A 25,675-nucleotide genomic window follows, 5' to 3' on the forward strand; every position below is an offset into this window, starting at 1 on the left:
CTATGAATGTAGTTGCTAACGTATACCGGGGAGAACAGGTGGAAAGCTCGCACCTTGGTCATATCGCCGTTGTGGATGCTTCCGGAACTTTGCTGTATGCATTCGGAGATCCACACCGAATGACCTATGCCCGTTCAAGCATGAAGCCGTTGCAGGCGATTCCGGTCGTGGAGACAGGCGCCGCTGATCATTACGGATTTGAGCCTGCCGATCTGTCGCTTTGCTGCGCCTCCCATAGCGGGGAGCCGCGCCATCGCACGCGCGCGCTCTCGATGCTGGAACGTGCGGGTCAACCGGAAGCGACCTTGCAATGCGGGACGCACGTGCCGCGTCACGAGGAGAGCTACAAAGAGCTGATCCGTCAGGGGAAACCGCTTACACCCGTATTTTCCAACTGCTCCGGTAAGCATTCGGGCATGATTGCAACCGCGACGTACATGGGAGAAGAGGTCGCCACCTATCACCTGCCAGAGCATCCGGTGCAGCAGCGGATTCTCGATGTCGTGGAAGACATTACAGGCTATCCAAAAGAGAAGATCAACCTGGGAACAGACGGTTGCGGAGTGCCTGTTCATCAACTGCCGCTCGCGAACTTCGCCTGGGCTTTTGCCAAGCTCGTTCGCCCGGAAGTGATCGCGAAGCCGGAGCGCCGCAAAGCGGTAGAGAGAATTACAGAAGCGATGACGGCTCATCCGGAAATGGTCGGGGGCGAAAATCGCTACTGCACCGATCTGATGAATGCTTTTGCCGGGCGCATCGTGGGCAAGGCGGGCGCTGAGTCTGTCTACTGTCTGGGTGACAGAAAAACAGGGCTGGGTATCGCAGTGAAGATCGAGGACGGCGGGCCACGCGCCATCAATCCGGTCGTAAACGAGGTGCTGCGCCAACTCGGGATCGGTACAGACGGCCCGCTGGAAGTGTTGGCACAATACACAAACCCGCCGATCACCAACATGAGCAATAGCGTCGTAGGCCGGATCGAAACGCCGTTTTTGCTGACGCAAACGAGCGTGTCACTGGGGGTATAAGCGGCAGCTACCTTTCGTTGCCGTTTATCTATAAAGATTTTTTCAAAAGAAGAAGGGGGTCACAAAAAAATGAAGTTGCACAAAGGATGGAAGCTGCTCAGCACTGCCGCCCTGGTCGCGGTTTTGGCCGTGACAGGATGTAGCCAGTCGGCTGCTCCGACGAAGCAAGGCGAGGGAACACCAGCCGGACAGCCAGCAGGCGACTCTGGTGGACAAGCAGATCCGGCAGCAAGACTGAAGCTCAACCTGAAGACCGAGCCACCGTCCCTCGATCCGCCAAAAGGCTTTGACAGCACGTCCAATGAGGTGCTCAATGCGACGATGGAAGGTTTGGCCCGTCTCGACAAAGACCACAAGCCGCAGCCTGCCATGGCGGAAAAATGGTCGGTGAGCGAGGATGGAAAAACGTACACCTTTACGCTGCGCGACAGCAAGTGGTCCAATGGCGATCCGGTAACGGCGCAAGACTTTGAATTTGCTTTCAAGCGCATCGTCGATCCGAACAACGCGTTCCCGTCCGCTTTCCTCGCCTACTACATCGAGGGAGCAGAGGAGTTCAACAAAGGAACCGGCACCGCAGACGGCGTGAAGGTAAAAGCGGTCGATGAAAAGACGCTGGAAGTACATCTCAAGGCGCCAGCAGGCTTTTTCCTGCACATCATCACGCAGCCTACGTTCTTCCCCGTGAATAAAAAAGTGGTGGAAAGCAATCCGAAGTGGGCAGAAAATGCGTCGAGCATCGTCACAAACGGTCCTTTCAAAATGGAAGACTGGGTGCATGACCAATCTGTCAAACTCGTGAAAAACGATGGCTACTGGGATCGCGACTCCGTCAAATTTGCCGGAATCGACTGGGTGATGGTCAACGACGAAAATACACAGTATCAAATGTACTCCACCGCACAACTGGACATGATCCAGACCGTACCGAACGACTTGAAGAAAAAGCTGATCGACTCCGGAGAGGCCAAAGTCGAATCCGAAGCGGCGATTTACTACTACCGGATGAACACGCAGATGCCTCCGTTTACGAACGCCAACATCCGCAAAGCGTTTGCGCTGGCGATCGACCGCCAAACGCTGATCGACAACGTGGTACAAGGCAAGCAGGCTCCTGCACTGGCGCACGTGCCATTCGGCTTCCCGGAACCGGAAGGCGGCGACTTCCGCGAGAAGGGCGGAGACTTCATCAAAGACAACGACATCGAGCAGGCAAAAGCTTTGCTGAAAAAAGGAATGGAAGAGGAAGGCTGGACAACCTTGCCGCCTGTAACCATGACGTACAACACAAGTGACGCCCACAAAGCGATCGCGCAAGTTTTGCAAGAGATGTACAAGAAAAACCTCGGGGTAGACGTGAAGCTGGAGAACAAGGAATGGAAAGTGTTCCTGGAAGAACAGCGCGGCCGCAAGCTGCAATTCTCCCGTTCCACCATCCCGGCTGACTACGGCGATCCGGTCAACTATCTGGAGCTGTTCGTCACCGATCACCCGGGCAACCGCATCAATTACAGCAACAAAGAGTACGACGCGCTGGTCGAAAAAATTCGCAACACCGCAAACGAAACCGAGCGCTTCAAGCTGATGCACGATGCAGAAAAAATCTTTATGGAAGACATGCCGCTGGTGCCGATCTACTTCAGCACCAAAGTGTTCATGGATCAGCCAAACATCAAGGGCATCATTCGCCATCCGGTCGGAACTCTCGACTACAAATGGGTAGAGATCGGGAAGAAATAGTAGAATAGACGAAGACAAGAGCGCAAGGGCAGCTTTGTGCTCTTGTCTTCACACTACATCTGGAGCGAGTGTCCATGCCGAAAAAAACAATTACGTTCATCGCGAGAATGGACGAATTTTTGCAATCCGTGGTCAGTCAATGCCACGAACTGGGGATATCTGAAGACATTCACGTGGAAGCGATCCGAGTGGACCAGCTTCCGTTTCGACCGATTACGCCGGGGGCGCTGGTGGTTTTGTCCACGAAAAGCATCGTCTCGCTTGTCGAGCCGTATTTGCCTGGCGATGCGAGCATTCTCGTTGCCAAGCGGATGCTGCCGTATCACAATTTGCGCGGCATGCTGGAGATTCCGAAAGGCGTCAAAGTGCTTTTGGTAAGCGATACCAAAGAAACCGCAGAGGAAAACGTGGATTTGCTGCGGGCGTCCAGCATGGATTTTGAGTTGTATCCGTACTATCCCGGAGCGGACTATCCGTCCGATATTGAAATTGCAGTTACGCCTGGCGAGCCTGAACATGTTCCGCCCGGCATTCGCAAAGTAGTCGACATCGGTTACCGCGTCATTGATTTATCGACCTGGATGGCGATCTACTCGCATTTTGGCAGTGGAAATTTCCAAAAGGTGACGGCGAGAGCGATGCAATCGTTGATTTACGTCACGAAAGAGCTGAACAACGAGATTCAGCACGCGCACCTTTTGAGCAAATACTTGGAAGCCATCGTCAACCGGATCGAGGATGCGATCATTGCGTTTGATGAGAAGGAATGGATTCGCTTCGTCAATCAAAAGGCAATCGAATCGTTGCATCTGGAGGGCAGGCAAGTGGTCGGAGAGCGTGCAGCCGACTGTCTTCCGCCGGACTTTTACGAGTTGATCCGGCAGTGTGAAGAGAATGAGGACGTTTTGGTAGATTGGGCGAACAAAACCTACTTTTTCCGCAAGATGCACATTGTCATGGAGGGCAGCTTTCTCGGAAGCTTGCTGTTGTTCCGCAAGGCGGCGGAGATCGAAAAGCTGGAGCACGACTACCGCATGCGCCTGTACAGCAAGGGGCTGGTTGCCAAATACCATTTTGATGATATCTACGGAGAAAGTCCTTCTGTGCAAAAAGTGATCCAGATTGCCAAGAAAATGGCCAGAAGCAATTCGACGGTGCTTTTGTTAGGCGAGACAGGAACAGGGAAGGAATTGCTCGCCCAGGCTATCCACAATGCCTCTCCGCGCAGGCGAGAGCCGTTTGTCGGCGTCAACTTCGCGGCTATCTCCGAATCGCTGTTGGAGAGCGAGCTTTTTGGTTACGAGGAAGGGGCGTTTACAGGGGCGCGAAAAGGCGGCCACATCGGCTGGTTCGAGCTTGCCCACAAAGGAACGATTTTTCTCGACGAGATTGGCGACGCCAGTGGCGCGATTCAAAATCGGCTGCTCCGGGTGTTGCAGGAGCGGCAAATCATGCGGGTGGGGGGCAACAAGGTCATTCCGACGGACATCCGCGTGGTCGCTGCCACCAATCAGGATTTGCAAAAGATGGTGACAGAAGGCTCTTTTCGCGCTGATCTGTACTATCGGCTGAACATCTTGCCGATTCACCTGCCGCCACTTCGCAAACGCCGGGAGGACATCCCGTGGCTCGCGCAGCAATTCGTGAAAAAATACTCGCTCGATTTGCGGCGTCCGCCTTTTACCTTGACCAGCGAGGCGATGAAGGCGCTGATGAACTACGATTGGCCGGGGAATATCCGCGAGCTGGAAAACGTCATCGAGTATTTGGCGCACGTCGCAGAGGAAGAGGCGTACGTGTATCAGTTGCCGTTTTGGAACGAGGCACCGGAAATGCCGCTTGTATCAGACGGGCAGGAAGAACGGTTTGAGTCGATCGCAAGCGAATACGTCAAGCGAGGCTTTTTGGAGGAGGTTTTCGCGATTTTGCAGGAGCTTGGAGCCGGGAGCGGCGGTCGCTACTCCTTGATGGAACAGCTTGGCGAGCGCGACGTGGCGATTTCGTCGCAGCAGTTGCGTTACCGTTTGAAACTGATGCAGCAAGATGAACTGATCCATGTGGGAAAAGGCAGACAAGGAAGTCATATTTCTGCGAAGGGAGAAGCGTTTCTGAGATTCCTTGCGCAGAGGAAAGCAGGTGGACACAGATGAGCGAATATTGGAAGAAGCAAGCTCTCCTGCAAAAAGAAGCGTTCGTGGACGAGCTGGTGGCGTTTCTTTCCATTAACAGTATCGAGGACATGACGACTGCGACGGAGGGCAAGCCGTTCGGACAAGGTGTCGCGGCCGCACTGGAAGCGATGCTTGAGCGCGGACAGCAGGATGGGTTTGCGACGAAAAACCTCGACGGCTACGCAGGAACGATCGAGTATGGCGACGGCGAAGAAGAGATCGGGGTGCTCGTCCACATCGACGTCGTGACGGTCGGAGAAGGCTGGACGACGCCTCCTTTTGAGCCGACGATTCGCGATGGGCGCATGTATGCCAGAGGAGCGCTCGACGACAAGGGACCGGCTCTTGCTGCTTACTATGCGCTCAGGCTGGTGAGAGACTCCGGGCTTGCTCTCTCCAAAAAGGTGCGTTTGATCATCGGAACTGATGAAGAAAGCGGCTGGCTGTGCATGAAGCATTTTGCCGAGCATGACCGGGTGCCGCCTGTCGGCTTTTCGCCAGATTCGGCTTTTCCGATGATTCATGCGGAAAAAGGCCAGATCAACCCGACGCTGACGATCGCTCCGACACAGCGGGGCGCGGGCGCAGACCGGGGCTGGACGTTGCTTTCCTTTGTTTCCGGCGATCAGGGCAACAGTGTGCCGGACAAGGCGGAAGCGGTTGTCGAGCTGGGCGCACAAGCGAAAGCGAAGTTCGACTTCGCGCAGCTCGCTGCCGAGTGGGATGCCTTTTTGCAGGCAATGGGAACGAGCGGGCGGATCGAGCAAGTCGATTCAGACAAGCTGACATTCACCCTGGCGGGCAAGCCCGCACACGGAATGGCTCCACACGAGGGCGTGAATGCGGGAACGATGCTTGCCTGTTTTTTGCGGGAAAAATCGTTTGAAGGTTCAGGATCTTCGTTTCTTTCGCTCTTGTCAGATATTGTTCACGAAGATTATTACGGGCACGAGCTTCATCTGGCTTGCGAGGACGAAGTATCCGGCAAGCTGACTGTCAATGCGGGAATTTTGCGCTACAGCGAAACGGACGGGGGAAGCGTTCGGCTGAACATCCGCTATCCTGCGACGATTTCCTGTGAGGAGTACGTGGAAAAGCTGAGGACGCGCGTGGCGGAGCTGGGCTGGACAATCGCCAGTCTGCGCACGTCGAAGTCGCATTACGTTCCGGCCGATCATCCTGTCATTCAGACGTTGTCCAAGGTGTACGAGGAGCATACGGGCGAGCCGACTGCCCTGCTGTCATCCGGCGGTGCGACCTACGCCAAAATCATGCCGTACGGAGTCGCTTACGGGCCGCTTTTTCCAGGCAAGGAATCGACGGCGCACCTGGTGGACGAATATGTGGAAATCGACGACCTGCTGCGGGCGATGGCGATTTACGCCCACGCCATCTACGAGCTGGCCAAATAAACGAGGAGGAACTTCATGTCAAACTACCTGGTGAAACGCGTTTTGATGATGATCGTCACGCTGTGGATCATCGTGACGCTGACTTTTTCCTTGATGCATGCCATTCCGGGAAATCCGTTCGCCTCCGAGTCGGATCAGCTGCCGGAGCAAATTTTGAACAACTTGCGGGCCAAGTACAACCTCGATCAACCGCTGCCCGTCCAGTACGTGCTCTACTTGAAAAATTTGTTGCTGCTCGACCTCGGCCCGTCCATCAAATCAGACTCGCGCGGCGTCAACGACATGATTTCCGACGGCTTCGGCGCGTCCGCCTGGCTGGGGGCGCAAGCGATTGCGATCGCTCTGGTGTTCGGGATCACGTTTGGTATCGTGGCAGCGCTCAACCGCAATAAATGGCTGGACTATGTCGCGATGGCGCTGGCCGTTCTCGGGGTAGCGATTCCGAGCTTCATTATGGCTCCGTTGCTGATCAACTTTTTTGCGATCAAGGTGTCGATTTTTCCGGTGGCGACGTGGGGTACATGGATGCACACAGTGCTGCCGTCACTCGCTCTCGCCTTCGGTCCGGTCGCCATCATCACGCGGTATATGCGGGCCAGCATGATTGAAGTGATGAATCAAAACTACATTCGCACGGCCGAGGCAAAAGGCATTCCGATGTTTTTGGTCGTGTTGCGCCACGGCATTCGCAACGCGATTTTGCCTGTCGTGACGTTTCTCGGTCCACTGATCGCCTCGCTGATCACGGGAACGTTTGTCGTCGAGAAAATTTTCGCGATTCCCGGCATCGGCAAATACTTCGTGGACGGTATTTTCAACCGTGATTATCCCGTTATTTTGGGTACGACGATTTTTTACAGCGCCATTTTGATCGTGACCATTTTCCTGATCGATATCGCGTATACGCTGATCGACCCGAGAATCAAGCTGACCAACAAGGAGAGATAGCCTGTGGCGATGGAACATAGAGTAGACCCGTTATTTCAGCCGCTGTCCAAAAAAGGGCAGGCCAACGTCATTTCCCGGCCGAGCCTGAGCAATGGACAGCAAGTGATTCGCAAGTTGGCAAAAAACAAGCTGGCGATGCTCGGTTTGTTCATCATCACGGCACTGGTCGCGATGGCGATTATCGGACCGAACCTCGTGCCTTACAGTTACTCGGATCAGAGCCTGTTGACGAAAAATCAGGAAGTGTCGTCCGAGCACTGGTTTGGAACTGACGAGCTTGGCCGGGACATGTTTGCCAGAACGTGGTACGGCGCGAGAATTTCGTTGACCATCGGGGTGGTGGCGGCGCTCATCGACCTGGTGATCGGCGTAACTGTCGGCGGCATCGCTGGCTACATGGCAGGGCGCGGCAAGCGGGGGGATCGGATCGATACGATTATCATGCGCGTGATTGAAGTGTTGTACGGCTTGCCGTACTTGCTGGTCGTGATCTTGCTGATGGTCGTCATGGAGCCGGGCATATTGACGATTATTATTGCGCTGTCCGCTACGGGCTGGGTCGGCATGGCGCGGCTGGTGCGCGGACAAATTTTGCAGTTGAAAAACCAGGAGTTCATTTTGGCTGCGCAAGTGCTGGGAGCCAAATTCAACCGGATTTTGCTCAAACATCTGATCCCGAATACATTCGGCGTCATTATTGTCAATTTGACGTTTACGATTCCGTCCGCGATTTTTGCCGAGTCGTTCCTGAGCTTTCTCGGACTCGGCGTGCAAGCGCCTGTGGCGAGCTGGGGAACGATGACGAACGACGCTCTTGGCGTTATTTTGACCGGAGACTGGTGGCGGCTGTTTTTCCCGGCGCTCATGATCTCGCTGACGATGTTCGCTTTTAACGTATTTGGAGACGGTTTGCAGGATGCGCTTGACCCGCGCCTGCGCGACTGATGGGGGAGAGGGAGAAAATGACGAAAAATCAGCATTTGTTAGCAATCGACGAGCTGCGTGTCAACTTCAAGACCTACGGTGGCGAAGTGCAAGCGGTGCGCGGCGTCTCCTTTCACGTGGACAAGGGCGAGACGGTCGCGATCGTAGGGGAGAGCGGCTGCGGCAAAAGCGTCACCGCGCAGGCGATCATGGGGCTGATCCCCAACCCGCCTGGCAAAATCGTCGGGGGGAAGATCGTGTTTGACGGGCAGGACATCAGCGGGCTTTCCAAAAAGGAGCTGCTCGGCATTCGCGGAACGCAGATCGGGATGGTGTTCCAGGACCCGATGACCGCGCTCAACCCGACGATGAAGGTCGGAACGCAAATCGTAGAAGGATTTGTGCGCAGTCAAAAAGTGACGCGTGAAGAGGCGCGCCAGCGTGCCATCGAGATGCTCCGGCTGGTCGGCATACCAGACCCGGAAAAGCGGATCGATCAATACCCCCACCAGTTCAGCGGCGGGATGCGCCAGCGCGTCGTCATCGCGATTGCCCTTGCCTGCCAGCCGCGGCTCGTGATCGCCGATGAGCCGACGACAGCGCTGGATGTAACGATTCAGGCGCAAATTCTCGATTTGCTGAAGCGGCTGCAAGCAGAGCAGGAGCTGTCCGTCGTCATCATTACGCACGACCTCGGTGTCGTGGCGGAAATCGCCCATCGGATGGTCGTCATGTATGCAGGCATGGTTGTCGAGACAGGAACGGTCGAGGATGTGTTTGCCAACCCGCGCCATCCGTACACATGGGGATTGATGCGCTCGCTGCCTCGTCTCGATGAGGGCGAGAAGCAGCGGCTCGTACCGATCGACGGCACGCCGCCGGACTTGTTCCAACCGCCAAAAGGCTGCCCGTTTGCGGCGCGTTGTGATTTTGCCATGGAAATATGCGATCAGCAAATGCCAGCCAAAAACGACTTCGGAGCGGGCCACGAGGCGGCTTGCTGGCTGCACGATCCAAGAGCGCCGCGCATCGATGAATTGGTTGCAGCAGGGAGGCAGGGAGTATGACAGAAGCGTTGGTTGATGTACGCGATTTGAAAAAGCATTTCTCCATGGGTCCCGGTTTTGATCTGAAAGCCGTGGACGGGGTGACTTTTACGATTCAAAAAGGTGAGACGCTTGGACTGGTAGGCGAGAGCGGCTGCGGCAAATCCACGCTGGGCCGCACGATTATCCGGCTGTATGAGAATACGGCTGGCGAGGTGCTGTTCAAAGGGAAGAACGTCCACCAGTTGCGCGGAAAAGAAGTGGGCCAGTTCAATCGGGATGTCCAGATGATTTTCCAGGACCCGCAGGCCAGCCTCAATCCGCGCATGACGGTAGAGGACATCATCGCGGAAGGCTTGGACATTCACGGACTCAGCAGAGGATCGCGCCGGGAGCGGGTCGCCGAGCTGTTGCAACTGGTCGGTCTGCATAAAGACCACGCCCAGCGGTTCCCGCACGAGTTCAGCGGAGGCCAGCGCCAACGGATCGGCATCGCCCGCGCCCTCGCTGTCGAACCGCAATTCATCATTGCCGACGAGCCGATTTCCGCCCTGGACGTCTCGATTCAGGCGCAGGTCGTCAATCTGCTGGAAGATTTGCAGCACGATCGCGGTCTTACGTATTTGTTCATCGCCCACGACTTGTCCATGGTCAAACACATTTCCAATCGCATCGGCGTGATGTACTTGGGCAAAATGGTCGAGCTGGCTGCCAGCAATGATTTGTACGCCCGTCCGTTGCATCCGTATACGCAGGCACTGCTCTCGTCTGTGCCTGTTCCCGACCCGACTGTCAAGCGCGAGCGAATCGTGCTTCAGGGCGATTTGCCAAGCCCGGCGAACAAGCCAAGCGGCTGCGGCTTCCGAACGCGCTGCCCGCTCGCCACTGCGCGCTGCGCCGAAGAAGAGCCGAAGTGGCTGGAGGCAGAGCGAGGACACTGGGTCGCCTGTCATTTGCTAGAAGCATAGGTACGGAAACAAAAGACGCCTTTTTCCAGGCGTCTTTTTGCGTTAGATGGCGGTGGCGGCAGGTGATAGATAAAGGAGCGATGTTCGAGTCTGCCCGGTTCTGGCGCGATCCTTTGCCTAATCCCTTGCAATCCGTGAATGTCCAAGCCTTCCTTCCGCGATGTCTCGTCATTTACAAGCAGTTGTGTTTTTACATATATTAGGAGTTGAGGTTTGGATGAAGCGTTTGCGAGAGTGTGGGGAAAGGTTGTTCGGAAAGGGCGTGCGACGGTGAAAAAGAGAACGATGACTGCCATTCTAGTATTACTGGCTGTTGGGCTTGGCTTGACACTCGCTTTTATAAAAAGGCAGGAAGCATCTTTGGCGGATTCTTCCGGTTATTCATTGTCAAAAGTGTACAACTCCACCAGTGAGTTGGTCGATTTCTCCAATGTAATCCTCAAAGGAAAGATTTCCAAGGAACCGAGACAAGAGCAATTGGCCGAGCTCGTTTTTCATGTGTACGACGTCGAGGTAGAAAAGCTGTACGACAACCAGACCGAGCAAAATATCAAGGCTGGGGATACGGTTGAGGTTTACCGGATCATTGGATACGCCCCAGGGGATATCCACGAGATGGCCAGTCTCGTCGCCCCCGAGTATCAACAGCTGGAGCAAGGGGAGTACCTGCTCTTTTTGAATAGCAGTTATGAGGAAGAAGGCGACAAGCACATCTTGATTCCCAATTCACCCGAGCAGCTTTACAAAGCGAAGGGAGCAGAAGGCTTTCCCTGGCTGAAGCTGGCAGGCGAACGCTTTGACAGTATTTCGCCGCAAGAGCAGCTGCCGACGATCTATGAATCCGATGTATTCCTGGCCATCGGCAAATCGTTGCTTATAAATAGTAGAAACAAGTAAGCACCAGCGAAAACACAATCAATCCGGTCCCGGAGGCGAGAAAGAGGGAAGTCGCCACCTTGATGACGGATTGTTTTTTTTGCGCAAAAACGGGATCGTCTCCTTGCACGAGATCGCTCTCCATCATGCGCGGCTTGCGAAAAAAGAAGCCTTTGAGCTGCTTGAAGCCGCGCATGAAAACGGTGAAGAAGCCGGAACGGGTAACGACGGCAGCACAGCCGACCATCAGCAAAATCAGCCCGAGCAGAAAGCTCTGATTGATATAAGGCAGCAAGGCAAGCGTCTCGGAGGTCACCCCGAGTACGAGGCTACAGGTGATTGCTAGGACCAGGATGATGGCAAACCAATTGTTCACAGTAGAAGCACGTCCTTTTTCGAGTCAGTCTTTTGCCAGCCAAGCCGGCAGTAGGTGCAAATCGACATTTTCAGATAAAATCCTGTTCATTTGACTTTACCGCAAATGTTGAAAAATTGCCAATGGTGTCGAAAATGCAAATTTCAAGTAAATTCCTGTTGAACCATGTTTTGAAATTTAATATAATTCGCCTGAATGCAACAGGAATATTTTACTATTTTTGCTGTGAATTTCATACCTTTGCAAACTGTTGACAGGAGGGAGAGGTACCATTTTCATTGGGCAAATGACACAGCCGCAACCAACAAATCAATCCAGATAAGGAGTCACGTGAATGAACCAGGCCTTCCTCCGTTTATTCAGTATGTTCCAAGCGTTCCTCCTGGTGTCGCTCCTGCTTTTGCAGCTCGTTCCCGCGCATGCGGCGGCGAGTGCGGACAGCAAGACATACCTGATCGGCTTCAAGAAACAGGAACGCGCTAAGGTCCGGGCGATCCAGCGGTCATCGGTGGAGCCACTCACCGGACAAATCGTGGTCGCCGAACTGACCGAAAGCGAGAAACAAGCGATGCTGGAAGACGAAAATGTCGCCTACATCGAAGAAGACAGCGAAACCGAGCTGGCGGAAGCAAGTCTCTCGCCGAGCCAAAGCCAGCAAGTGCCGTGGGGCGTCGAGCATATCGGTGCCGCCGCTGCGCACAGTCAGCAGTACAAAGGGCAACGCATCAAAATCGGGGTAATGGATACCGGGATTTCTGCCCATCCAGACTTGGAGATCAAGGGCGGTGTGTCCTACATCGAAGGAGAGGACGATTTTGGCGACCAGCACGGCCACGGTACGGCTGTAGCGGGAGTCATCGCCGCTCGGGACAACGATTTTGGTATCGTCGGGGTCGCGCCGGAAGCGGAATTGTACGCGATTAAAGTGTTGGACAAAAAAGGCCACGGGACCTACTCCAGCATGATCCAGGGGATCGAATGGGCGATTCAAAACCGGATGAACATCCTCTCGATCAGCGCGGGCGGTTATGTAAACAGCCGCGCCTTGCACGACCAGATCAAACGGGCGAACGAGCACGGCATTCTGGTCATTGCGGCGGCGGGCAACCGGGGCTTGGGCGAAGAAACCGAGCTGTTTCCAGCCCAGTATGCGGAAACGATTTCGGTCGGCGCGGTTGACCGGGAAGACCAGCGCGCCGATTTTTCCAGTGTCGGAAAAGAGCTGGACCTCATGGCGCCAGGGGTGGATATCCGCAGTACCGCGCCTGGTGGAGATTTTCAGACGAGATCAGGCACTTCGCTCGCTGCTCCGCACGTAGCGGGGGCGGCGGCCGTGATTTGGTCGGCGAAAGGAAACATTTCTAGCGCTGAGCTGCGCGATCTGTTGACGAAAAGCGCTACGCCGCTGGGCGAGTCCCGTTTTTATGGCAAAGGGCTGGTGCATTTGGAGAAAGCGCTAGGGCAAGGGGAAAGTTCTGCGGAAATCGAAGCGCTTTTGCCTTCTGTTTCAGAACTCAAGCTGGCACAGGGGGAAAGCCAGCCGCTCAAAGTCACAGCCAAGCGCACAGATGGCTCGGAACAAGACGTGACCAAGCGGGTCAGCTATGCCGTGCAGGATGAGGCCATTGCCAAGGTAAGGGCAACAGGACTTGTGAGTGCTGTCGGGCCGGGCGAAACCAAAGTAACCGGAGAGTTCGAGGGACATCACTTCGAGATTTCCGTTACGGTGACCCCGCCGGAACCGCTGCGTCCACTGGCAGGGCTGGACAGTCCGGAAAATGGCGAATGGACGAGCGGTCTGTTGAATGGAAAAGGGTGGTATCTTGACCCTGCGGGAGTGGCGAGCATTCGCATCCAAGTGGATGGGGCTGACGCAGGAGAAGCGCAGTACGGTCAGCCACGACCGGATATCGCGGCGAAATATCCGGCATATGGCAATCAAAACGCCGGGTTTACGTTCCAACTGGACACGCAAACACTAGCGAGCGGAGCGCATACACTGGCCGTTGTGATTGAGAATACGGCTGGCGAGAAAACGACCATCGCGGGCCGAGCCTTTTATGTCGGCGAAACGCCGTTGCCGGAGGGCTTGCAGGCGGATGTCCAGAAGCTGGAGCTGGCTCCGGGCGACAGCCACCCGTTGAAGATATCCGTCATTTTGGAGGATCGCTCGGTCCAAGACGTGACGCAGCAGGTGACCTATGTTTCCTCTGACCCGGGAGTTGCTACCGTGAGTGAGACGGGAGTCGTGCAAGCGGTTGGAGTCGGCAGCACAAACCTTACCGTCACCTACGAAGCCAAGACGCTGGTCATCCCGGTACAGGTTCAAGTCAAGGAAGAAACACCGCTCCCTGCGCGCGGGGAAGTGGAGCACCCAGCAAACAACGCCACCGTAGCGGGTCAAGTGCTGGTGGAAGGCTGGTACTTGGACCCGGCCGGAGTGGCGAAAATCGAGGTGCAACTGGACGGAACGCGGCTGGGGGATGCGCAGTACGGGATTGTCCGTCGCGACATCGAAACAGCTTACCCGGACTACCGCAATCCGGCGGCAGGTTTTCAGTTCCTTTTCCAGACGAACGCTGATCAAGAAGGATCGCATGTGCTGAAAGTAACGGCTGTCAGCAACGACGGCACGGAACATGTGCTGGCGGAGCGAGCTATCCTAGTTGAACAAGAACAGCCAACGACAAGCATCTCGGCTGCGCCTGAAAAAGTAGAGGTGGCTCGCGGGAAAACGCAACAGCTACGCATTTCGGCTGTCCTTTCCGATCAAGAGACAAAAGACGTGACCGCAGGAGCGACCTATACCGCAGAACATCCGCATGTGGCCAGTATTTCGCCAAGTGGAATGGTCACGGGATTAGAAGCCGGACAAACGACCATCACCGTCCACTACCAGGAACATGTGCTGACCGTTCCCGTAACGGTGCGGGAAGCGGCAGGCTTGATCCAAGGCGGCATCGATACCCCACCGGACAACGCGACCATTAGCGGCGTGTACCCGATTACGGGCTGGTATTTCCACTCAGGTGGAGTCGCCAAGGTAGAAGTGCTGGTAGACGGTGCCCTCCAAGGGGAAGCCGCCTACGGCATACCACGTCCAGAAGTAGAGATCACGGATGTCTCCTCGCCGAATCACGATATCGGCTATCAATTCGATCTCGATACAAGCAAGCTCCAGGAAGGAACGCATACGCTTTCCGTACGCGGAACGGGCCAAGACGGGACGCAGACGATGCTTGGGGAAAGAAAGATCCACGTCGTTCCGCTTTTGCCAGCGAAAAGCTTGCGGGCAGACCGCACTGAATTGAGCCTCGCAGAGGGAAAAACGCATCTACTCGTGATCAAGGCGATCTTGGAAGATCAGAGTGAGCATGACGTCACTAAGTTAGCTCGCTATATGGTGGATAACGCGTTAGTAGCGAAAGTAAACACAGATGGCCTCGTCACCGCCATTACACCTGGCACGGCAAACTTGACCATTACCTACGGACAGCAGAGCCTCCTTATCCCCATCACCGTCACGGAAGCCGGACCACTGTCCGCGATGGGCGAAATCGAGACGCCCGTCCAAGGAGCTGTCATCGAGGGCACAAGCACGATCGCCGGATGGTTTTTAGCGACGACGCCCATTACCCGTTACGACGTTCTCGTAGACGGAACGAAGAAAGGCGAAGCAAAAGCAGGCATCGCTCGCCCGGATATCGCCTTGCTGCACCCGGATTATGCAAACAGCCACGCCGGTTTCAGCCTGACGCTGGAGGGATCCGACCTGCCAGCCGGGGAGCATACCGTTGCCGTGGTGGCCATCGACGGAGAAGGCAAGTCGCATCCGTTGCCAGAAAAACGCTTCGTCATCGGAAAACAACCCCCGATCCTTCGTTTGCAGCCGCAAGAGCCAACCGTCACCTTGCCGAAAGATTCCAGCAAAAAGCTGACGATCTCCGCGCTACTGACGGAGCAAACGACCAAAGAGATCACAGGAGAAGCACAGTACACGGCAGAAAAGGCCGAGATCATCCACGTCAGCCCTCTCGGTGTGGTAACGGGGCTGCAAGTTGGCCAGACCAACGTAGTCGCAAGCTACGGCGGGCAATCTGTCACCATCCCCGTCACCGTGACGGAGACAGAAGCCGGGTCCACGCAGCCAAAAGGGCAATTAGAGCTGCCATTTGACCGCGCTGTCATCGGTGGCGTGACCACCGTCCAAGGCTGGCTGCTCGACCCGTCTGGCATTGCCAAAGTCGAGGTACTCGTGGATGGACAAGCTGTGGGCACCGCCGAATACGGCGAACCTCGCCCGGATATTGCAGCGATGTATCCGCATTACCGCCAGGCAAACGCCGGGTTCCGCTACCAATGGGACACGCTTCCGTTCGCCGAAGGCACGCACAAGCTGACCATCCGCGCCACGAATCAGACGGGACAGGAAAGCCTCGTGCTGGAAAGAGACGTGGTCATTGGTCCGGTTGCCAAGCTGACCGCCAATCTCACCTCGATCGCGCTGGAAAAAGACAAAACGGTGACCTTCCAACTGACCGCCACCCATCGCGACAACAGCACAAAAGACGTCACGGCCGAAGCGACGTACGCGTTTGAGAACCCGGCCCTCGCCAAAATCGAGGCGTCGACTGGCTTGATCACGGGCCTGATGCCAGGAAACACGCATCTGCGCGTATCGTATGCCGGAATCGTGCAGACGTATCCGGTGCAGGTCCAAGGAGACGGACCGAGCCACGGTGGAGAAATCGACACGCCGTCAGACAACGAAGTCATCAGCGGCAACTATCTCGTCACGGGTTGGTTCCTCCCTGAGGGCGAGTTGGACAAAATCGAGGTGCTGCTGGACGAAACCGTTTTGGGCGAGGCGCTGTACGGCACCGAGCGCCCCGATGTGCTGCGCACGTACCCGGGCAGCCAAGGCGCGAAGCCAGGCTTTTCCTATAGGCTGCGTGCAGAGGAGCAGCCAAAGGGAACGCACAAGCTGACCGTACGGGTTACCGAAAAAGACGGAAAACAAACCAACCTGGAGAGAACCGTCACGATTGTCGAGGCGATCACCGAAGAAAATCGCTACTGGCTGCAATTTTCCAAGGAACAGGGCAAACACAACTGGTCCTATTTGGAGGTCAAGGAAGAGCGCTACACCGAACTGGTGTGGAACCAGGAAAGCGAGCAGTGGAAAAGCCCGCAAGGCGAGACGATCATCGGGAATACGTGGATGAAAATCGGCGGCTCCGATCCGGTCATTCGCTGGGAAGCGCCGCGTTCCGGGAAGATTCACGTCGGCGGCTGGGCGTCTATGCTCGAAGGAAGCGAAGGAGACGGCGTTAACCTCCGCCTTTTGAAAAACGATACCCAAATCTGGCCGTCGGCGGGCTGGCAGTCCATTGCGTTCAACGATCAGGTTGGGGTGGAGCTAGCGCAAGAGCTGGAAGTTGAGGCGGGAGACAAGCTGTATTTCCAGGCGCAGGCAAAAGAAACCGAGGTGGGGGATTCATTCAAATGGACCCCGGAGATTGACTATCTCTCCACGAACATCCCGGATAACGCCGCGCCGCGTGTGTACCTCACCACCCCCGTTACGGGAAAAGTCATCGATCAGGTGAACGGACAGGATGTGATCACCCTTTCCGGTTGGGTCATGGACCCGAACATCGGGGATCGCGTCAGCCTCTGGTATCAAATCGACGAAGGGGAAGTGCACCAGATCGCTTCGTTCTTGGCGTCAGAAAACGCCTCCGCCTTTTTGTACCATGCTCCGGTGCAAGACCTGAAGCCAGATGACGTATACTCCCTGAAAGTCTGGGCTACCGATCAGAAGCAGGGCCTGTCTCCTGTACAGCAGGTGGACTTTACCCTGGATATGCGCGCACAGGCCAAGGAAAAAGACCCGATCGATGTCGGGGCCACATGGAATAGTCCAGCCAATAACGCGGAGATTAACTTGGGAGAACGGGTGATCCTCACTTGGGATTACTCGACAAGCTATGGCTCCTACTTGGACAAAATAACGGGCCAGGAATTGACGATTTACATTTCCGAGGCGGGTCATGTCACTTCCACCGTTAAGGAAAAACTGTCGGCGAATACCCGCTCCTATGAGTTGAATACTTCCACCATTTCCAAAAGCGCCAACGTGGAAGCGCGGCTGCGCACTATTTTGAGCAGCAACGTGCCCGCATACGTCAGCGGCACCACCGTCAAACGGTTTTTCAAAATCCTGAACGGCAACCAAGCTCCGGTTTTGGAAAGCACGGAACTCATCGTCATTTACGGAGGGAAGACCGGACAAATCAGCTTCACGATTGCGGATAAGGATGCTACGGACAAACTGGTAGCACGGAAAATTCGGATTGGCTGGACACCGGGTGGAAATGAGGTAAGAGAGACGATGGAGGGTATTTATGAGGTGGATCAAGGGCGAAAATTCACAGGTCGCTACCAATTTCCCATCACCAAAGACATGCTGTTTCGGACCATCTATTGGACCGCACAGGCCCAAGATAACCGCGGAGCCTGGTCGGAGCCACAAGTCTACTCGGCTCGTCTGGTGGATCACCTCCCAGAGCTGGCAGTCTACACCCCTACAGAGAAGCGCATTATCGACTTGAAGGAAACCTTTACCCTGGACGGCACGTACAGCCGCTTGCAGGCAGGAGACACGCTCACAGGAACGATTTACCCGGCGACGTATGCCAGGAAAACGACGACCACGACTGGTTCAGCTGGTTATTGGAGTATGAGCTGGCTGGGCCAGGAGCTGGGCGAAGGTACGTATACGAATACGGAGGTACGCAGCGCAAGCGGTCGAGCCGCTTCTTACAGCGGAGTCCTGGTCGTCGAACGGAAACCGGGAGCGCCGGTCATTGTCAAGACCGAGCCGACCAAGAACGCCATCACGGTGTACTGGAACCCGAGCCCCGGAGCCAGCACCTACCAGATCCGCCTGGATAACCATCCTCTGGCGCGAGATGTAGGGAACGTCACCAGCTACACGTTCTCTGGCCTCCAGCCAGGCCGCGCCTATACGATCATGCTGTGGGCCTACAGCCCATCCGGAATCAGCAGCTACCCGGCTTCGATCTCCGTCGAGACGCTGCCTGCGGAGGAAAACTTCACGTTGTTGCAGGAAAACAGCCCGATTCGTATGTACTACCCGGCGGAGCAGGCGAAATATTTCAAGCTCACCGCCAAGACGAGCGGCACGTACCAGTTTACGTTGACCAACGATTCCAGTTCCCTCGCCTCAGGGAAAATCGCGGTGTTCCGCAGCGCGTCTCTGCAAACGCCGGACCAAATCGCTTCCGGTGAAAACGGGAGTGTCAGCGCGGCATTGGTCGCAGGCAAAACGTACTATCTGTCCGTCCAGTCCCGCAGCTCCTTGTACGCGACGCTCCTGGCCAAGGCGAGCGGAGAAGCGATTGTGTTCAACCAGGCCAAGGAACTCACGATTCCAGCCGGGCAATCGGTCGAGCTGTCCATGAATGCGCTGATTCCTGGAACCTACCGCACCGTGGTCCAGCTGAAAAATCCAGGCAGCAAATACCCGACGGTCGCTATGCTGTCCAACGGCACGCTCGTCAGTCCGAAGCAAAAGCCAAGCGAGTCCGAGGCCGTGTACGAGTTGGCATCCGGCAGCTACACCGTCCGGCTGACCAACAACGACACCACTGCGCTTAGCCTGTCGTTTACCGTCTTTGCTCCACTGGCAGGAGGCACGCTGTATGAATACGTCTACGATGCCAACAACCGGATCACGGCGATCAAGGAAAACGGCGCCAACAGCGTCACCTTCACCCACGATGAGAACGGCAATCTGCTCAAAAGCGTCAAGCAAGCCGTCTCGCCTCAGCCAAAGGCAACCGCGCTGAAGCTGGATTCAGACAAAGTGGATGTGTCCTCCGGCGGCTCGGCGTCCATCAAGGTAACCGCGACGCTGGAAAATGGCAGTCAGGTGGATGTCACCTCGCAAGTGACGGTTATCGTGGAAAATCCATCCGTAGCCTACATCAGCAACGGGCGTGTCTACGCCGTCAACGGCGGAACCACCCAGGCACGGCTGTACTATGGCGGACAAACGAAGACACTCACGATTACCGTAAGCGCTCCGGCGATCTCTTTGTCGTCCATCAGCCTGAGCCCGGCGCAAACGACCCTGGCAGAAGGACAAATCCAGCGCGTGTACGCCACCGCCTACTACACCGATGGCAGCAGCAAAGACATCAACAGCGTCGCCAGCTTTTCTTCCTCCAGTCCATCGGTGGCGCAGGTGAGCAGCCAGGGCGTCGTGACCGGGATCGCCCCGGGAACCGCGACGATTACCGCTTCCTATAACGGCAAAAGCGCTTCCGCTCAAGTAACGGTGCAGGGAGCTTACTTGCTGGGGCTGAAAGCCAGTCCCGCGCAGCTTTCGCTGGCAGCCGGAAACAAGGGACAACTGAGCATCTACGCACAGTATTCCAACGGAGTCGAGGAAAACGTTTCGGCCAAAGCCCAATACACCAGCGGCAACCCTGCGATTGCCTCGGTCGATGGCATGGGAGGCGTGGTGGCAACTACCGCTGGAACGACAACCATCCAGGTCACCTACGGAGCGAAAAGCCTGTCCGTTCCCGTCACGGTGACAGGAACGGTCGTCACCTTGCAGACGATCTCGGTTCGTCCGGAGTCCGTCAGCGTGAAAAAGGGTGCAACCCAGCAACTGGAAGTCAAAGCAACGTATAGCGATAACAAGGTGACCGATGTGACCAGCCAAGCCACCTACCAAATCGCCCAACCCGCGATTGCCACGGTTTCAGCGACTGGATTGATTACGGGAGTGGCAGTAGGCTCCACGACGATTACGATTACGTTTGGCGGCAAAACCGTCTCTGTGCCTGTACAGGTCACAGAAGCTCAGGAGCCAGTGCAGAGTCTGACCGTCACGCCTGTCAAACTGGAGCTTTTGGTAGGAAAAGCACAGACCCTGCAAGTAACGGCAACCTACCAAGACGGCAAAACGGCAGACGTATCCAAGCAAGTTACGTACTTGTCGCAAGATTCATCCATCGCAACCGTCCAGCCTGACGGACTCGTCACCGCTGTCCAGGCCGGAAGTGCGAGCCTCACTGTGACGTATGAAGGCGTGAGCGTCAACGTACCCGTTGTCGTCACGGCGGAGAACGCGGTAGTGGACATCAAGATCGTTCCGGAAGCCATTACCTTGCTGGAACATGCGACGAAGCAGCTCGCAGTCAAGGCTGTACACGCAGATGGAACAGAGTCCGACATTACCGACAAGGCCCAGTACACTGTCGATGACCCGTCCATCGCATCGGTAAGTACGGGCGGTTTGCTGACAGCTAAAAAAGCAGGAACGGCGACGCTTACCGCAGCATTTTCCGGCAAGCAGCGGAGCGTGGCGGTGAAAGTGAGTGACCCTGGCGTCCAATTGCAAAGTTTGTCTGCCGGAATGGCATATACACAGATTTTGCGAGCGGATGGAAGCCTTTGGGCAACCGGACAAAATGAGCACGGGCAGCTAGGGAATGGAACGATGCAAAATCAGACGACACCTGTTCCGGTTATGGTGGATGTCGTCGTTACACAACTGGAGACAACGGCGAATCTCGTAGAAATGAATGCGTACGAGAGTAAGCCATTAAAGGTGACAGCCACGTATGCAAATGGCCATGCGCAAGATGTTACCGATCAAGTCGTATATGAAAGCAGCCAGCCAGAGATTCTCCAAGTCGACCAGCATGGAGTCATGACATCCGGCGAAATGGGAGGGAAAGCGAGCGTTGTCATTCGTTATTACGATCAACAACTGACCATTCCTGTGCAAGTCAAAGGGATTCCAAGAAGTGTTCAGTACATCTCGGCAGGAATGAATTACACGCTGATCATGACAGATGACGGAAGCTTCTGGGCGACCGGACAAAATGAGAGTGGGCAGTTGGGAGATGGAACCATGCAAAATCGGAATAGCCCGATTAAAATCATCGGTCAGGAACCTGGGAGGGTAACAAAATGATCTGGAATAACCACAGCATCCAAAAAATAATGTGCTCTTTCATCATTGTACTGACCGTATTTGGCTTACTGGAAGAAAGGGCTCATGCCGACAGTAAGGTCAAATCAAGTGCGGCCGGGAAGTACCACACCCTCCTTTTAAAAGAGGATGGAACCGTGTGGTCTTGGGGCCTAAACGATGATGGACAATTGGGCGATGGAACGAAGATCGCCAAAACGACCCCGGTTCAAGTAGCTGGACTCACTGACATGGTAGGCATTGCTGCCGGAGCCAATTTCAGCCTGGCTTTAAAAAACGATGGAACGGTTTGGGGATGGGGCTTTAATCGGGACGGTCAATTGGGCGATGCTAACAAACAGCCTAAAGTAGTACCTGCACAAATAGCTGGTTTGTCCAATGTGACGGCGATTGCGGCTGGCGAGGTGTATGCACTGGCATTGACACGCGATGGAACGGTCTTCATGTGGGGAGTCAATATGGGCAATTTCACAAAAAATCGAACACCAGTGAAAGTCGAAGGTCTGGCCGAGATCAAGAGTATTAAGGCAGGAGCCACTCACAGTTTGGCTCTCAAAAGTGACAATACCGTGTATTCATGGGGAGCCAACGATTTTGGACAGCTCGGTCATGGTAACCTGACCCCCAGTGGCCCCCCACAAAAAATTGAATCTCTTACCCAAATTGCTGAGATCGAGACAAATGCCTTGAGCAGTTACGCTATTGATTTGGAGGGCCGGGTTTTTGTCTGGGGAGCCAATGCTTCCGGTCAACTGGGAAATGGAACAACAGACGAGCAGACAAAACCTGTCCTCATCCCGGAACTGACTTCCATCAAGAAGATTTTTACGGGAACTTTTGCAGCACACGTTTTTGCGTTGACGAACGATGGAACCGTTCTAGGCTGGGGAGCTAATGAGAACGGGCAACTTGGCAACGGCACAACTACCCCTAGTTACAAACCAATTCCGATTACATGGTTCCCCTAACCAACACCAATCCCCCCTTCTCACCAAGGGGGGACTACTACCCATGATGGAGGCCCTATGAAACACCTTTCCATAAAAGCACTCATCTACCTTCTCTGCCTGGCCCTATGCATCACCCTGCTGCCACCAGGAGCAGCCCTGGCCAACGAACCGTCCCAAGAGCCGCTCCCACAGGAAGCGCAGGACACACCAACCACCGCATCCACACCGGAAGCCGTGGCCAACGAACTCCAGCAGTCCATCGCGGACGAGCAACTTGTTCCGATCGAACAACAAGCCGCGAAAAGCGATCCGACCACCTTTACCGAAGCGGATATCGCCAAGCTGCCCTGGACACAACTGGACGCTTCCACCGCCAGCGAAATCCACCGCACGTTTGACCGGGAGCTATTGACATTTGCCGCCTATTTCTACTCGGATCTGGAACAACTCCTCACCGAAGAAGAGCGCGCGCAAGCCAAAGCCTTCACCGACACGGACCTTCTTTCCCGTTATCAATCGGTGACGTCGGACCAGCAGCAATGGCTCCAAAAGCTCACACCGCTTATCCCGGCGAAAATGGCGGAAATCCGCAAGCTCGCGGAAACGATGGACATCCAGGCAGCGACGCCGCTTCCGCCTACGCAGTACACGGAAAAAGAGCAAGAGTTTCACTTCGCCCGCTCCAAGACCGAATCATCGGTAGACGACGTGTACCGGGCGGCCAATCTGGTCGAGCAGGATGTGTACCTGCAAGGCAAACATGGCCTGGACGTGGTCCTGCAACGCCGCTACCATTCTCTGGGCAGCAAAATTAGCGTGCCCGGCTGGAACGAAACCGAGACAGGCAACGAAGCCCATTCCTCTCCGGAACGATTTGCGACCGGCTGGGACTTCAACGTGCCGAAATTGGAGATCGTCTCCCGCGAGCACTCCGCCTCCGTGAGCGACGATTCCCGCAACCCGGGGCAAGAAATCTACACCACCCGGGTCTACGATCTGCCGGCGGGCAACCGTTATTTTATTACGCTCGAAGACGGAACGTCGCTCGAATACCACTACAACCAGTTTGTCAATTACCCGTACAAAGATGCCAGCTTCTCCGTGGAGCGACTGAACAGCAACTACACCTTGTCCTTCCGCAACTGGATTTACGAGTTTGACTTGCTGAGAGGGACGATCGTCAAATCGAACATCTACGGCGATAAAATCACGTACACGGTCAGTAGTGACGGCGAGCTCATCTCCATCGAGGACAGCGTCGGGCGGTATGTGGTCCTGAAAAGAAGGGGCGTCAACGACCGGACCCAAGACCTGATCGTCTACAAGGACAAATCGGAAACGACGGTGCTCAAGCACATCCGCTACCATTTGGAACAAAAATCGGGCTTGGCCATCTACACCCAGCTCACTCGTGTAGAGGTGCTCCCGCCAGGCGGCAAAGGAAACGGCGCCTACACCACCGCCCGCTACTCGTACCATAACCCGCGCACCAAAGGAATGGCCTATTTCAACCTGAACAAAAAGTACACGTTGGACAAGGTCGCAACGGATCAGGCGCTCCAGGAGTCGCCGAAATATTGGGCCGAAGACAAAAAGACGCGGAAGGAATTCGACTATTTGCTCATGCAGGAGGCCAGCTACCCGCTGCAAGGGCTGTCGATCCAGTATGAGTATCGGCCATACACACTCGATCAGACGTCGATCAAAGACGGACTGGTGCGCATGTTCCAAGACCGTTACGCCCTAAGCTACATCTCCTATCATCCCGTGAACAAGGTCACGTACAGCTACGCTCTGCAAACGCCAAAAGGCACGAACACGTACCGTTTGGAAAAAAGCTATGCCGACAACGACACCTTTTACGAAATATGGAAAATGCCGAAAGAGCAGCTGCCCCGGCTGAAAAACATGGCCGATCGGCATGGCGATACGTTCCAGGTCACGGAAACGGAGCCGTCCCGCTACACCCGCTCTCTGTTTTACCGCATCAACGCAGACGGAACGCCGCTGCTGCGAAGCGCGAAGACGACCGGAATCAGCCAGGGAGGAACGTCGATTGCGGGGGCGAAATATGCCGTATCGTACAACCCGACAACGTATACCACCTATGCCTATTCCGGCCGCCAGACGAAGCCGACCTACCAGTACGTATTTCTGGAACCCGTCTCCGTGTCCGACCCGGATGTGTTTTCGTCCTATTTAAAAGAACCCGTTCTGTCCAAGCGTGCCGCGTACGCCGCCAAACTCAACAACTACGCGCAAGAGACGTACTACGAATACAACGAGTACGGGCATCTGGTCAAACAACTGGCGCCAGACGGCATCTTGACGACATGGACGTACGATCTGGAAAGCCAAGGGAGATTCCGCACCTTTTCCTTGCTGAAGGCGACGCGGACGCAAGCCACCGCCGCTTCCAGCGATCCATATTATTCCAACTTGTCCTACGAGTACAACGATCAGTATTTGCTGCGAAAAGAAACCGAGATCCACTCGTATCCAGCGAATCTGGCGGGGTACAAAAGCCAGACGACAGAGCGCACCTACGAATACACGAACAAGCAGCTTTACTCGGTCACGGAAAACTTCGGCGGCAAGACGAGAACGCAAACGTTTCCCGCCTACGACGCCTACGGCTTGCAGCCAACGCAAATCACGGTGGCCGGGGTCGAGCTGGAAAGTGGCAAGACCGACGTCCTGAATTTTACGCTAGACATCGATGAACAAAGCCAGGTCAAAAGCCAAACGTACCCGGACGGGGGCAAAGTCACCTACGACTACGACACGCTGGGTCGTCTCCTTTCCGAGAGCTATCGGAACCAGGGATCAACGCGCACGATTTCGTACACGTACCGCGATGGCGATGCCACGGGCACCAAGACGGCAGGGCCAGGGGTGGTCGAACGAACCTTGCCAGACTCGTCGCGGGTTATTACGTACTACACCCCGTATGGCGATATCGCCTACCAGGAGCAAAAAGGGAAAAACGGCGGCACACGTCCGCTCGTGGAAAACGAGTTTACGCCAGACGGTTTGCAGGTCAGCCGCACGATTCCCTACGGAAACCAGGCCAAGAGCACCTCTTATGCCTAGGGACTGACCCCGTAATGTGAGACAAATCAAAACACCTTCAAGAGAACCTGACCATGTCGTAAGATATGGGGACAACCTTGGAGGTGTTTTTGCGTTGGCAACTAGAG

At 55.4% G+C, this 25,675-nt stretch carries 13 protein-coding genes; 12 read left to right on the plus strand and 1 reads right to left on the minus strand.

Features of this window, described 5'->3' with window-relative positions; genetic code table 11:
• Window positions 1–2 precede the first annotated feature (2 nt).
• From EDM60_RS06645 to EDM60_RS06685, 9 genes are all read left to right on the plus strand, one after another.
• A complete protein-coding gene (locus EDM60_RS06645) occupies window positions 3–1,028 on the plus strand; it encodes an asparaginase (protein ID WP_122963232.1) in 1,026 nt (341 codons plus the stop codon).
• 69 nt (window positions 1,029–1,097) lie between these two features.
• The gene (locus EDM60_RS06650; RefSeq protein ID WP_122963233.1) at window positions 1,098–2,768 is read left to right on the plus strand and encodes a peptide ABC transporter substrate-binding protein; all 1,671 of its coding nucleotides are present in this window, start codon (window positions 1,098–1,100) and stop codon (window positions 2,766–2,768) included.
• Window positions 2,769–2,842: 74 nt separating this feature from the next.
• Window positions 2,843–4,918 (plus strand): sigma-54 interaction domain-containing protein, encoded by a 2,076-nt coding sequence (locus EDM60_RS06655; protein WP_122963234.1) that lies wholly within the window; start codon window positions 2,843–2,845, stop codon window positions 4,916–4,918.
• Window positions 4,915–6,351 carry a dipeptidase PepV gene (gene pepV / locus EDM60_RS06660; RefSeq protein WP_122963235.1) on the plus strand — a complete coding sequence of 479 codons (1,437 nt, stop codon included), beginning with the start codon at window positions 4,915–4,917 and terminating at the stop codon, window positions 6,349–6,351. The genes EDM60_RS06655 and pepV overlap by 4 nt, the downstream gene beginning before the upstream one ends.
• Before the next feature lie 15 nt (window positions 6,352–6,366).
• Window positions 6,367–7,299: an ABC transporter permease gene (locus tag EDM60_RS06665; protein WP_063227133.1), complete on the plus strand. Its 933-nt coding sequence runs from the start codon at window positions 6,367–6,369 to the stop codon at window positions 7,297–7,299.
• Window positions 7,300–7,308: 9 nt separating this feature from the next.
• On the plus strand, window positions 7,309–8,244 hold the full coding sequence (locus EDM60_RS06670) for an ABC transporter permease (RefSeq protein ID WP_167470244.1): 936 nt from the start codon (window positions 7,309–7,311) through the stop codon (window positions 8,242–8,244).
• A gap of 17 nt (window positions 8,245–8,261) precedes the next feature.
• Window positions 8,262–9,290 (plus strand): ABC transporter ATP-binding protein, encoded by a 1,029-nt coding sequence (locus tag EDM60_RS06675; RefSeq protein WP_122963237.1) that lies wholly within the window; start codon window positions 8,262–8,264, stop codon window positions 9,288–9,290.
• Window positions 9,287–10,237 carry an ABC transporter ATP-binding protein gene (locus EDM60_RS06680; RefSeq protein ID WP_122963238.1) on the plus strand — a complete coding sequence of 317 codons (951 nt, stop codon included), beginning with the start codon at window positions 9,287–9,289 and terminating at the stop codon, window positions 10,235–10,237. The genes EDM60_RS06675 and EDM60_RS06680 overlap by 4 nt, the downstream gene beginning before the upstream one ends.
• Window positions 10,238–10,507: 270 nt before the next feature.
• Window positions 10,508–11,134 carry a hypothetical protein gene (locus EDM60_RS06685; protein ID WP_233454201.1) on the plus strand — a complete coding sequence of 209 codons (627 nt, stop codon included), beginning with the start codon at window positions 10,508–10,510 and terminating at the stop codon, window positions 11,132–11,134.
• Here EDM60_RS06685 and EDM60_RS06690 read toward each other — a convergent pair.
• Window positions 11,112–11,489 carry a DUF3899 domain-containing protein gene (locus tag EDM60_RS06690; RefSeq protein ID WP_122963239.1) on the minus strand — a complete coding sequence of 126 codons (378 nt, stop codon included), beginning with the start codon at window positions 11,487–11,489 and terminating at the stop codon, window positions 11,112–11,114. The two genes, EDM60_RS06685 and EDM60_RS06690, sit on opposite strands and share 23 nt — an antisense overlap.
• A gap of 334 nt (window positions 11,490–11,823) precedes the next feature.
• Here EDM60_RS06690 and EDM60_RS06695 point away from each other — a divergent pair, with 334 nt between their 5' ends.
• From EDM60_RS06695 to EDM60_RS06705, 3 genes are read left to right on the plus strand one after another with little or no spacing between them, the layout of a single operon-like run.
• The gene (locus tag EDM60_RS06695; protein ID WP_122963240.1) at window positions 11,824–21,507 is read left to right on the plus strand and encodes an Ig-like domain-containing protein; all 9,684 of its coding nucleotides are present in this window, start codon (window positions 11,824–11,826) and stop codon (window positions 21,505–21,507) included.
• A complete protein-coding gene (locus EDM60_RS06700) occupies window positions 21,504–22,493 on the plus strand; it encodes an RCC1 domain-containing protein (RefSeq protein WP_122963241.1) in 990 nt (329 codons plus the stop codon). Before EDM60_RS06695 ends, EDM60_RS06700 begins: the two co-directional genes overlap by 4 nt.
• 57 nt (window positions 22,494–22,550) lie before the next feature.
• Window positions 22,551–25,568 carry an RHS repeat domain-containing protein gene (locus EDM60_RS06705; protein WP_122963242.1) on the plus strand — a complete coding sequence of 1,006 codons (3,018 nt, stop codon included), beginning with the start codon at window positions 22,551–22,553 and terminating at the stop codon, window positions 25,566–25,568.
• The last annotated feature ends 107 nt before the right edge of the window (window positions 25,569–25,675 follow it).

The organism is Brevibacillus parabrevis, assembly GCF_003710905.1.
Taxonomy (GTDB): domain Bacteria; phylum Bacillota; class Bacilli; order Brevibacillales; family Brevibacillaceae; genus Brevibacillus; species Brevibacillus parabrevis.